Annotated in this window: 8 protein-coding genes, 3 tRNA genes and 1 pseudogene; 5 read left to right on the forward strand and 7 right to left on the reverse strand. The window is 71.8% G+C overall.

The window, feature by feature from the left end; genetic code table 11:
* The first annotated feature begins 41 nt into the window (after positions 1-41).
* Entirely contained in the window at positions 42-674 is a 633-nt protein-coding gene (locus O5O46_RS11710; RefSeq protein ID WP_269855288.1) for a TetR/AcrR family transcriptional regulator, read from the forward strand.
* A gap of 68 nt (positions 675-742) precedes the next feature.
* On the opposite strand, the gene O5O46_RS11715 is transcribed toward O5O46_RS11710, so the two are convergent.
* Positions 743-819: transfer RNA gene (locus tag O5O46_RS11715), tRNA-Met, on the reverse strand.
* Positions 820-1,066: 247 nt separating this feature from the next.
* Here O5O46_RS11715 and O5O46_RS11720 point away from each other — a divergent pair.
* A complete protein-coding gene (locus O5O46_RS11720; RefSeq protein WP_269855289.1) occupies positions 1,067-1,267 on the forward strand; it encodes a hypothetical protein in 201 nt (66 codons plus the stop codon).
* 283 nt (positions 1,268-1,550) lie between these two features.
* On the opposite strand, the gene O5O46_RS11725 is transcribed toward O5O46_RS11720, so the two are convergent.
* On the reverse strand, positions 1,551-1,895 hold the full coding sequence (locus O5O46_RS11725; RefSeq protein WP_269855290.1) for a VOC family protein: 345 nt from the start codon (positions 1,893-1,895) through the stop codon (positions 1,551-1,553).
* A 216-nt stretch (positions 1,896-2,111) separates the two neighbouring features.
* Between O5O46_RS11725 and O5O46_RS11730 the strand changes: the two are divergent.
* A pseudogene (locus O5O46_RS11730) lies at positions 2,112-2,640 on the forward strand (site-specific integrase); the annotation flags it as partial.
* A 90-nt stretch (positions 2,641-2,730) separates the two neighbouring features.
* Here the strand turns inward: O5O46_RS11730 and O5O46_RS11735 are convergent.
* Positions 2,731-2,803, reverse strand: a tRNA-Arg gene (locus O5O46_RS11735).
* A gap of 198 nt (positions 2,804-3,001) precedes the next feature.
* Positions 3,002-3,091: transfer RNA gene (locus O5O46_RS11740), tRNA-Ser, on the reverse strand.
* A gap of 234 nt (positions 3,092-3,325) precedes the next feature.
* Here O5O46_RS11740 and O5O46_RS11745 point away from each other — a divergent pair.
* Positions 3,326-3,841 (forward strand): SSI family serine proteinase inhibitor, encoded by a 516-nt coding sequence (locus O5O46_RS11745; protein WP_269855291.1) that lies wholly within the window; start codon positions 3,326-3,328, stop codon positions 3,839-3,841.
* A gap of 348 nt (positions 3,842-4,189) precedes the next feature.
* On the forward strand, positions 4,190-7,624 hold the full coding sequence (locus O5O46_RS11750; protein ID WP_269855292.1) for a response regulator: 3,435 nt from the start codon (positions 4,190-4,192) through the stop codon (positions 7,622-7,624).
* A gap of 58 nt (positions 7,625-7,682) precedes the next feature.
* On the opposite strand, the gene O5O46_RS11755 is transcribed toward O5O46_RS11750, so the two are convergent.
* The 3 genes from O5O46_RS11755 to O5O46_RS11765 form a co-directional block, all read right to left on the reverse strand.
* A complete protein-coding gene (locus O5O46_RS11755) occupies positions 7,683-9,329 on the reverse strand; it encodes a long-chain fatty acid--CoA ligase (RefSeq protein ID WP_269855293.1) in 1,647 nt (548 codons plus the stop codon).
* 199 nt (positions 9,330-9,528) lie between these two features.
* Positions 9,529-10,041, reverse strand: coding sequence for a SigE family RNA polymerase sigma factor (locus O5O46_RS11760; RefSeq protein ID WP_269855294.1), 513 nt, complete (start codon positions 10,039-10,041; stop codon positions 9,529-9,531).
* A gap of 239 nt (positions 10,042-10,280) precedes the next feature.
* Positions 10,281-11,546, reverse strand: a complete 1,266-nt coding sequence (locus O5O46_RS11765) for a DUF1906 domain-containing protein (RefSeq protein ID WP_269855295.1) — start codon at positions 11,544-11,546, stop codon at positions 10,281-10,283.
* Positions 11,547-11,590: the final 44 nt, after the last annotated feature.

Here is an 11,590-nt window from a genome sequence, read left to right on the forward strand (position 1 = left end):
ACCATAGCACGCTGGCTATCGATCGCTATAGAATTTCCACCATGACCGGAACACAGCCGCGGCAGCGGCGGGAGGAGAAGGAGCGGCCGAAGGGCCGCCCCCGCAGCTTCGACCGGGAGACGGCGCTGGAGCGGGCCCTCACCCTCTTCTGGCAGCACGGGTACGAAGCCACGTCGATCTCCGGACTGACCAAGGCCATGGGCATCAGCCCGCCCAGCCTCTACGCCGCCTTCGGCGACAAGCGCTCGCTGTTCGAAGAGGCCGTCGCCCGGTACCAGGAGTCGTACGGCGCCTTCACTCCCCACGCGCTCGCCGAGGAGTCCACAGCCCGGAGCGCGATGGAGCGCGTACTGCGTGAGGCCGCCGCCGAGTTCACCACCCCCGGACGGCCACGCGGCTGCCTGGTGGTCTCCGCCGCCGTCAACTGCGGGCCGGAGTCCGGCGATGTGGAGGAGGCACTGCGCGCCCAGCGTGAAGCGGGCATGCGCGCGATGCGCGACCGCATCACCTCCGGCGTCCGCACCGGCGAACTCCCCGCCGACACCGACACGGAGGCCCTGGCCCAGTACTACGCCGCGGTCTTCCAGGGCATGTCCACCCAGGCCCGCGACGGCGCGACCCGCGAACAGCTCGAAGCCCTGGCCGAACTGGCCATGCGCGCCTGGCCGAAGTGAGCGCGGAACCCAGGCGCGTACGGAAAACGCCACGGTCCCGGCACTCGTGAGTGCCGGGACCGTGGCCTTGGTAGCGGGGACAGGATTTGAACCTGCGACCTCTGGGTTATGAGCCCAGCGAGCTACCGAGCTGCTCCACCCCGCGTCGGTGAACACCACCTTACAGGTATCGGGACCCGTCGGTGCACCACACCCCCACCGGGACGCCGCACGGGGCGCTCGACGCACAAGAGAGGCGCACGCCCCACACCCAACGCGCGGGCGCACGTGAACAGGCCGGTGGGGTATGCCCAGTGCTCTACCGACAGCCGCAAGGCCCTGTCATCATTCACCCTCAGGAGGAGACGTGACCTGTCCCATGTGCGGCTCGACGGACGGCAGGCAACTCAACAATGGAAACTGGCAGTGCAACAAGTGCGGAGCGGTCACGGCAGGCCAGGGCCGCGTGGGAAGCCCTGGATCCCGAGACGCGTGAGCGCGTGCCGTTCCTGTCGCCCGAGGAGTTCACGGTCGCCGACGGCGAGGAGTCGGCCCAGCAGTGGCAGCGCTTCGTCGACGTCCTCGACCGCGCGGAACGCCACGAGGGGCTGTAGCCGAGGACCGCGTTCCGCCGCACCGACCACCGAACTCGCCGCACACACAGCGGCCTCGCGCCGCACACAGCGGCCTCGCGTCGCGCACATCGACGTCGCGCCCGGGCCCTTTGAGGGTTCGGCCGGGGTAGTCGTCCGGTGACAGGGAACCTCGACCGGTCGCGCGTTCGGCCCGCAGTGCGGTCCGCCCCTGGCCCCGGCACCACGGACGGCGTGATCGCCCGCGCCCCTCACTGTCAGGCGTGGCTGACAGCTGCCTCGCCCTTCTACCTGGTCACGGGGCTCACGGCAGCTGGCGGAGCCCGATGACGTTGCCGTCCGCGTCCTTGACGGACGCGACCAGCAGGCCGCCGCCGACGTCATGCGGCTGTTCGTCGGACTCGGCGCCAGCGGCGAGAAGGGCCTGGTAGGCGGCGGCGATGTCGGGCACGTCGCGGAAGCAGACCGGGCCGGTGAGGCCGCGCCCCTGGCCGTCGGGGACGAGGCCGATCTGCTGGCCGTCGAACTCGAAGCCGACGTAGTACGGCGAGTCCGTCGTCGGCTCGACGCCGAGGAACGTCCCGAAGAGCGCCTTGGCCCGGGCCAGGTCCTTGACGTGGTAGATGATCACGCTGATGCCACTGCTCATGACGTGGGTGCTCCTGCTTTTCGGGGTTGTCCTGCGGCGGACCTGCGGGTTCCGCCGGTGATCCCAGCGTAGGCACGGGGTGCGGACGGCCGCTTCTCCGAAACTGACCGATCAGCCGGTGCAGGCGGCCGCGTCGCGGCCGTCGCTTCTGAGCGGGTCGCCCTCCCAGCTCGTCCTCGGGCAGCTCGGGCTCCTCAACTCACAGGGCACGATGCCGTGTGCCTCGGGCTGCGCCGAGGCGAGGTGCTGGGCCTGTCGTAGAAGCGCATCGACTTCGAAGCCGGGGAGCTCTACGTGGATCACCAGATCCGGCACGCCGGACGCCAGATCTCGCACGGCGAGCGAGACGAAGACCGCGGACTCGGAGGACTTCCCTCCGCTGCCCGCGCTGTGCCTGAAGGTGCTACGGATGCGCCGGGCCCGGCAGTTCGGCGCCCGGAAGGCGGCGGCCGATCTCTGGCAGGACGATCATGGTCTGGTGTTCACGACCAATAGGGGACGCCGATCGAGCCAGGGAACTCACCCGCATGTTCGCCCTGCGGTTCATGTGTGCCGGGCTCTGCGGCATCCCGCTGCGGGGGCGCGGCTCGCTCCTGGTCGTCCTCAAGGTGCACCGAAGGCGGCCCAGCGGATCCTGCGGCGCTCGCAGATCGCTATGACAATGGAGGTCCCCACCGAGGCGGGTGACACCGAAGTGCCCGCCGCCGTCGGCAAGTTGTCCGAGGCCATGAGCGGAACCGGCTGACAGCACCTCCGAGCCCATTGCTGTACTTCGCTGCGGCAGAGCACGACAAAGCCCCCTCCGGGATGATCCCGAGGGGGCTTTGATCTGCTGTGCACTCGGCAGGATTCGAACCTGCAACCTTCTGATCCGTAGTCAGATGCTCTATCCGTTGAGCTACGAGTGCTTGGCTTCCCGGTTTTTCTTGCCGGTCGGCGTTGCGGGAACAACATTACATGAACCCCGCCGTCAGGCGAAATCCATTCCCCGGACCGTCACTGACCTGCGGAAACGCCGCAACGAGCCGGTGTGGGGCGAGGGGCGGACGGGTCGGAGAAGCGCGACAGCCCCGTCCGGAGAATCCGGACGGGGCTGTCGGCAAGAGCGGAGGCTCCGGGATTTGAACCCGGGATGGGCGATTAACCCAAACCGCATTAGCAGTGCGGCGCCATAGACCAGACTAGGCGAAGCCTCCAGCACGCCCGCGCGAGCGCAAGGCGTGTGCAGATGATGGCACATCCCCGAAGGGCGTTACCAATCGCAGCCTACGGTACAAGGACGCCGGTCGGGAGGGCAAAGCCGTTGCGAACCGGAGCGGCGACATGCCCACGATCGGGTGCAATGCCGGGGCAGCGCCGGGTGTGGGCGGTAAGGAGAGGCGCGTCCGCACCCTTCACTCCGGCGCATCGCCACCTCAGGGAGCCACCCCATGTTCCGTCTCCGTGACCGTGCTCACACCAAGGGCCACGCTCGAACCCGTTCGCCGCGGGCGCTCGGCCGCTCGCTGTCCGCCACGGTGGTGCTGGCGCTGGCCGCCGTGCCGGTCCCGGCCTCCGCCGCCGCACGGATGCCGCTGCCCCTGCCGCTGCCGCTGCCACTGCCCGAGGCGGCGGGCGACCAGCTGACCATCACGTACGACGACGGCAGCGGCGCCACCGTCACCAACACCCTCAGCTGCCACCCGGCCGGCGGCTCGCTGCCGAACGCGCAGGCGGCGTGCGACCGGCTCGACGCGCTCGACGGTCCGCTCGGACCCGTACCGCACGACCAGATGTGCACCGAGTTGTACGGCGGACCGCAGAGCGCGCGGATCACCGGAACCTGGCACGGGCGGCACGTCGAGGACACGTACAACAGGAACGACGGCTGCCAGGCCGCGCGCTGGCAGCGGATGGAGCCGGTACTGCCCGCGCCGGGCCGGGTGTCCGGTGCCCCGGTGCACTGAGCCGCGCGGGCGCGCCCGCCGAGCCAGCCGGGTACCGGAATCACCCGCGCCGCCAACCGCTCAGCGCACACGCTCATCCCAGGCCGGGGAACGGTCCGGCGCGGGCAGGAACGATCCGGCTTGGTCGGCATTAGTCGGGGTTAGTCGGACCCGGACAAGATCGTCACGGAACCTCTTCTTCCTCTACGTCATCCGCCACCGTGCCCAGGAGCCCGCCCCTTACACTCCTGTGGTGACATGCCACGGGGGGAAGGGCAAGATGGGCCATCGGTGATAGCAGCCCGCGATCACCGAGCCAGCTGAGCAAAGAGCGGTACAGCAAGTGCGGTATCAGGGAGGACGCGTCTCGTGAGCAGCAGGCCATCCCGAGGCGCTGCTCGCCTCGCGGCAATACTCGACGCCCTCCCCGACGCCCTGCTACTGGTGAACGCCAACGGAACGGTCGTCAACGCCAACGCCATAGCCCTGGAAACGTTCGAGGCCCCCGGCACCGCCCTGGTCGGTCGGGGTCTGCTCGACCTGCTGCCCGCCTTCGACTCCCGGCGCATCCCCGGTTCGATGCGCCGCCCGGACTCGGAGGAGGACCGGCGCACCAAGCCGACCCGGATGGTCGCCCGGCGCACCGACGGCAGTGAGTTCCCGGTCGAGGTGACCAGCGCCAACGTGGAGGACGGGCGCACCCCGTACGCCGATCCGCACCATCTGTACACCGGCGACGAGCTGCTGATGCTGGTGGTGCGGGACCTGACCGGCACCCTTGACACCGAGGCCGAACTCGCCCGCCAGCAGCGGCAGACCGAGATGATCCTGCGCGCCGCAAGCGAGGGCGTGGTCGGCGTGGACACCGAGGGCAAGGTCGTCCTGGTCAACCCGGCCGCCGCGCAGATCCTCGGCTTCCGGGCCAGCGATCTGGGCGGCCAGGAGCTGCATCCGCTGATCCACCACTCGCGGGCCGACGGCAGCGCGCTGCCGTGGGAGGAGACGCCACTCGCCGACACGCTGCGCTCGGGGCGCAAGCACCGGGTGCGCGGCCAGGTGCTGTGGACGAAGAACGGCCGCGCGGTACCGGTCGACCTCACCACCGCGCCGGTGCGCGAGGGCGACCAACTGGTCGGCGCGGTGATGTCGTTCACCGACCGCAGCCGCTTCGACGCGCTGGCGGCCCGGCACGCACAGCTGCGCGAGGTGCTGGACGCCTCGCTGCGCGCGCCGTTGGACGAGCTGCGCGGCGAGCTGTCCGGGCTGGCGGCCGACCCGGCCGGGCAGTTGTGGCCGGAAGCCAACCAGACGCTGCACCATCTGGCCGCCGGATACGCCCGGATGACCACGCTGATCGACAACGTGCTGGCCTTCCAGCGGCTGGACTCCGGCAAGGAGAAGCTGGACCGGACGGCGGTCGGCCTTGACGACGTGGTCGCGGCGGGGGTGGAAGGGGCGATCGAGCTGATCGGCCCCGGCCGCGCGCAGTACGCGGTGCACGCGCCGCCGATCGAGGCGGTGGTCGACGGGCCCAGGCTGTCGCAGGCGATCGCGCACCTGATCGCCGACGTGGCGGGCGTGGACGCCACCGGACGCACCGCGGTGGTCGCCGGAGGCGGCGACTCCACGATCGTGGTCGCGGCGGCGCAGCGCGGCGACGTGGTACGGATCGAGGTGCGCGGCCCGCACAGCGGCGGCAGCCCGGTCCATCTGCCGATCACCCGCGGGATCGTTGAGCGGCACGGCGGAGTGCTGCAGACGCACGAGGTCCCCGGGCAGGGCGGCAGCGCCTATGTGCTTGAGGTGCCGGTCGACGAAGGCGGCGGTGACGCGGCGCACGGCAAGGCGGCGGCGCGGGAGTCCGAGACGACGGTGCTGCCGATGCCGTCCGCCCCGGCGCGCGGCACCCAGGGCACGGCGGACGGGCCGAAGCCCGTCGACACGGCCGGGCAGAACACCGGGCGGGCGCCGCGGCCGCGGCGCCCGGTCCACGAGAGCAACGGCGGCCCCGGCGCGCCGATCGCGCTTCCGGCCGGCCCCTCGGCGAACGCCGCCCCACAGGAGCAGCCCACCGGGCGGCGCCGTGCGCTGCGCCGCGCTGAGCCCGGTGGCGTCGAGCAGCCGCCCGCCCCGGACGGCGCCGCGGTGAACGAGGCCAACGGCTCCAACGCGGCCGGTCCGCAGTCCCAGGCCCGGCCGACCGGTCGCCGGGCCCGGCGCGCACTGTCCGAGGGCCAGCAGCCGGAACTGCCCGCGCTGCCCGCCGCTCACGCGCTGCCGCCCGCCGCACAGAGCGATCCGGAACCGGCCGAGCCGCTGCGCGCTGCGCAGCAGGCCGAGTCCGGGCGCCCGGCCCTGCCCGCGCTGCCTGAACAGGCGACGGCCACGCCACGCGGACGCCGGGCGCGTCCCGGCGCGCTGCCGCAGGAGGCGGGTCCGCGGCCCGCGCAGCCAGAACCGCTGGCGATCGAACCGGCGTTGCCGTCGGCCGCGGCGGAGCAAGCGCCCCGGCCGTCCGGCCGCCGGGCCAGGAAGCCCGCCGCCGGTCCGGAGCTGCCGGCTGCGCTGCCCCCGGCCGCCCAGGCCGTCGACGACCCCGTGCACCAGGGCCTGCCGCAGGGCGAGGGCGAGAGCCCGGCGGACGCGGCACGTCCGGTCCCGCACCAGGTCAACGGCCAGCCCAATCCGCCCGGTTGGCAGGCCGCGAACGGAACGCCGCAGGCCGCCGAGTCGCCGCAGTCGGAGGGCCGGGCGATCAGCGTGCGGACGCTGGGGCAGGGTGTGGCGTACGCCCAGCCCGGGCAGCCGACGCCGCCCGGCGGGGTGCCCGCGGCGGGCAGTGGTTCCGGGCGGCGCCGCAAGCTGACCGCTCCCCCGCAGACGCAGACCGCCGAGCCCGCCCGGCAGCACCCGACGGACCAGGCCGCGGCGTCGAATCCGGCGTTCCAGGCCAGCGACAGCCAGGGCGAAGGCCAGGCGTTCGCCATAGGCGCGCCCGCCGAGGGGGACGAGGGACCCGAGCATCTGGACGGCCCGAACGGCGCGGTGGAGGTCAGCGCCGCCCCGGCGGCGGACGGCGCGGCGGCGGAGCTGAGCAGTCCGCGTCGGCTGCTGGTCTGGCCTGAGCCCGATGTGTCGACCCGGCAGGCGCTGACCGACCGCGGCTACCGTCCGGTGACGGTGCGCTCGCGGGAGGAGGTGGACGCGCAGGTCGCCGAGTATCCGGCGGCGCTGTTCGTGGACCCGCTGACCGGGCCGATCACCCGCACCGCGTTGCAGTCGCTGCGGGCGGCGGCGGTGGCCGCGGAGGTTCCGGTGCTGGTGACGGCCGGGCTCGGGCAGGCGACACGGGAGGCGGCGTACGGCGCCGACCCGGCGGTGCTGCTCAAGGCGTTGGCGCCGCGCGACAGTGAGCAGCACCCGCCGCGGGTGCTGCTGGTGGAGAGCCACCAGGACATCGCCGCGGCGTTCACCGCGACCTTGGAGCGGCGCGGCATGCAGGTGGCGCACGCGGCGTCGGAGGGCGACGCGGCAACGCTCGCCGCGCAGTTGCGACCGAATCTGGTCGTGATGGATCTGATGCTGATCAGGCGGCGCCGGGTCGGGATCGTCGACTGGCTGCGGGCGAACGGTCTGTTGAACCGCACCCCGCTCGTCGTCTACACCTCGGTGGACATCGAACCGGCCGAACTGCCGCGCCTCGGATCCGGCGAGACGGTGCTGTTCCTCGCGGAACGTTCCACAAGCGCCGAGGTGCAGGGCCGGATCGTGGACCTGCTGAGCAAGATCGGCACCGAGCTGTAGGGCGGTCCGGCGGTCAGCGACCGCCGGACCGTGCCAACCACCGGGCGGGGACGGCGACTCAGAACACCGTGACGTCCAACTTGCCGTCCGCGTACTGGCGTCGGATCACCTTCTTGTCGAACTTGCCCACCGACGTCTTGGGCACGGCGGAGACGATCGTCCAGCGCTCCGGAACCTGCCAGCGGGCGACGCGTTCGGTGAGGAAGACGCGCAGCGTGGCGTAGTCGGCCACGGCGCCCTCCTTCAACACCACGGTGGCGAGCGGCCGTTCACCCCACTTCTCGTCGGGGACCGCGACCACGGCCGCCTCCGCGACGTCGGGGTGGGCCATCAGGTGGTTCTCCAACTCCACCGAGGAGATCCACTCACCGCCCGACTTGATGACGTCCTTCGCGCGGTCGGTCAGCGTCAGATAACCGTCCGGCGAGATCGCCCCGACGTCGCCGGTGCGCAGCCAGCCGTCGTGGAACTTGTCCTCGGGGGCGAGGGGTTCGGCTCCGGCGCCGCCGAAGTAGGCGCCCGCGATCCACGGACCGCGCACCTCCAGTTCGCCCGTGCTCGTGCCGTCCCACGGCATCACCTCACCGGACGGGCCGATCAACCGGGCCGCCACCGAGGCGGGGAACCGGCCCTGGGTGAACCGGTACGTCCACGCCTCCTCACCGGTGGCTCCGGCCGGGGGGTGGGAGGTCGTGCCCAGCGGCGAGGTCTCGGTCATCCCCCAGGCGTGGCAGACCTCGATGCCGTGCCGCTCCTGGAAGTCCCGCATCAGCGAGGGCGGGCAGGCCGAGCCGCCGATGATCACCTGGCGCACCGAGGAGACGTCCCGTGGCCGTTCGGCGAGTTCGGCGAGCAGCCCCTGCCAGATGGTGGGGACGGCGGCGGCGTGGGTGGGCCGCTCGGCCTCGATCATCTCGGCGATGGCGGCGGGTTGCAGGAACCGGTCGGTCATCAGCATGTTGATGCCCGTCATGAACGCGGCGTGCGGAATGCCCCAGGCGTTGACGTGGAACATCGGGACGATGGGCAAGGTGGTGTCCCGGTCGGTCAGCGAGAACGACTCGGCCATGTTCACCTGCATCGAGTGCAGATAGATGGAACGGTGGCTGTAGACGACGCCCTTGGGTTCGCCGGTGGTGCCCGAGGTGTAGCACATCGCCGCGGCCTGCCGTTCGTCCAGCTCCGGCCACTCGTACCGCTGCGGGCGGTCCGCGATCAGCGACTCGTACTCGTGGACGGTCGCACGGCAGCCGTCCAGCACGGAGGTGTCGCCGGGACCGACGACGACCAGGTGCTCGACGGACTCCAGCCGCGGCAGCAGCGGGGCGAGCAGCGGCAGCAGCGTACCGTTGACCAGGATGACCCGGTCCGCCGCGTGGTTGACGATCCACGTCAACTGCTCCGGCGGCAACCGCAGGTTGAGCGTGTGCAGCACCGAGCCCATGCACGGGATCGCGAAGTACGCCTCGACGTGCTCCGCGTTGTTCCACATCAGCGTCGCCACCCGGTCGTCGGGGGCGACGCCGAGTTCGTCGCGCAGCGCGTGCGCGAGTTGGGCGGCGCGTGCGCCGATTTCGGCGAAGGTCCGGCGCCGCGGTCCAGCGTCCGCGGTCCAGGTGGTCACCCGCGCTCGACCGTGCACGGTCGAGCCATGGGTCAGAATCCGCGAGACCAGCAGGGGTACGTCCTGCATCGTGCTCAGCACCGGGGAGCCTCCTCGTTGACGCACTACGCGAGAGTAGGTTTCCCGTGATTGTGCTGGCATACCGTGCGGTATGGCTAGGCCGCGACGGGTTCCTTTCGGCCGACCTGGCCCGGCATCGGCGTGCCCCTTCCGCTTCCGATCGGGGGCAGCCGGGACGAGCGGCGCCACCGGGCCACGCGTTCCCTTCTACGGCGTCCGGTTACCAGGCGAGGAGTTCCGGGTCGGAGCGCAGCTTCACCAGGGCCCGGGAGACCGAGCTCTTGACCGTGCCCACCGAGACGCCGAGCAGCTCGGCGGTCTGCACCTCGGTGAGGTCCTCGTAGTACCGCAGCACGACCATCGCGCGCTGGCGGGCCGGCAGCCGCCCTATGGCGGTCCACAACGCGTCGCGCTGCGCCTGGTGCTCGGCCGGGTCGGGGCTGGGGACGCTGCTCTCCGGCAGCTCCTCGCAGGCGAACTCGTCGACGCGGCGCTTGCGCCACTGCGAGGTGCGCGTGTTGACCAGCGTGCGCCGTACGTAGCCGTCCAGCGCACCGTGGTCGGCGATCCGGTCCCACGCCAGGTAGGTCTTGGCCAGCGCCGTCTGCAGCAGGTCCTCGGCGTCACACGGGTTGGCGGTCAGGGAACGGGCGGTGCGCAGCAGCACCGGTCCCCTGTCCTGGACATAACTGGTGAACTGCTGCTGAGCGCTGGTGCACACAGGCGTGGTCATGCACTCAACGCTATGAGCGCCGACGGCGTCGGGGATCGGCCGCAGGTCCCGAAGCTGGGTCACTCTGAAGTCGTAGGGGTGAGGGTCTCCCTACCTCCCGAGGGTGGACACGGTCCGGGGTTCCACCCGAAGGGACGCCACGGACCACGGCGCGCGTTGCCTGCCGGTCGCGACAGGATCACATCACGTTGAGTGACGGCCTCCCTCGGCGGCGGGCGCGCGCCGTGCGTGGCCCCGCGTCATCCGTCCTTGCGGATGATCGCCACCGGTGCGTCGACCAGGTCCCGGTCGATGACGAGGGTCCGGCCGCCGTGCGTCTCGCGCTTGTCACCGGCGTACTGGTGGACGCGGCGGTGCGGGCGCCAGGCGCCGCTGGACAGCTTGGGCTCCTCATAGACGTCCGGCTCCACGCCCCAGTGCGCGAACCACACCAGGTCCGGCAGGTCGGAGTGGCCGTGCCGGCGGGCCCGCTCCATCTGGGCGATTCCGGCGTTGGCGTTGCTGTAGAAGCCGGGAAGGTATCCGCGGGCGCGCACTTCCCGGCTCCACGCCTGGACGAACTCCAGTACCGGACGCGTGCAGAACCGGTACTTCGTGTCGTACGACTCCATGTCGAAGTAGATGGGGCTGTTGCGGTCCATGCCGAGGCGCTCCGCGTTGTACACCGCGTCATCGGCCTCGTGCGTCGCCTGGCCCTCGATGTCGTCCTCGTCGATCACGTAGGTCCGGTGCCGCTCGTCCGTGGCGCACGGCGACTGCGAGCCGACGTAGACCGGCAGCAGCCGCCAGCCCATGCTGGTCACCTTGCGCACCCAGTGGGAGGTGAGGTTGTCCTGGGCGCAGCTACGGGAGATCCCGCCGATGTAGACGCCGATCGCGCCGTACTTGGAGTCCCGCCAGGCCCGCATGGTGTCCAGCGAGGGCGCGGAGCAGATGTCGAACCCCCAGCCCTGGAAGATCTGGGCGCCGTGGTGGCGGGGGTCGTCGGTGGTGGGCCACACCCGCGACTGCGCGGCGCGCTGGTGCGGATTGCGCGTGCTGGGCGGGGTCGGGGCCGGTGAGGCGGGGGGCTGCGTGTGCCCCGGGTCGCCGGGGATGTCCACGCCGCCCACGATGCCCACGCCGCCCAGGTCGCCGAGGTCGCCCAGGTTGCCCAGGTCCCGAAGGTCGCCCAGGTCCGGCAGCCGCAGGTCACCGGGCCAGCCGGGGCCCGGGAAGGGGTTGCCGGGCTGCCCGGGGCCGGGCAGCGGACCGGGTCCGAGCTGTGCCGGTCCGGACCCCGGGCCGGGGTCACGCGGCCGACGCGACGGTGCGCGGTTGACGCCGCCGGGTCTACGCGACGGTGCCCGGCCGGTGCGGCGTCCCTCGGTGGTGGTGACCCTCTGGTGCGGGCCCGGCCGCCGGGCCGAGCCCTTCGCCGCGACCGGCATGATGCCCGCGACAGCGCAAGCGAGGGACGCCACCATGACAAGCACAAGTCGGATGATCCGGTTGTTATCACGCATGACGGGGAGTCAAAAGGGCGACGGGCACGGTACGCGGGAGGCGC

Source organism: Streptomyces sp. RPT161 (assembly GCF_027533845.1).
GTDB lineage: Bacteria > Actinomycetota > Actinomycetes > Streptomycetales > Streptomycetaceae > Streptantibioticus_A > Streptantibioticus_A silvisoli_A.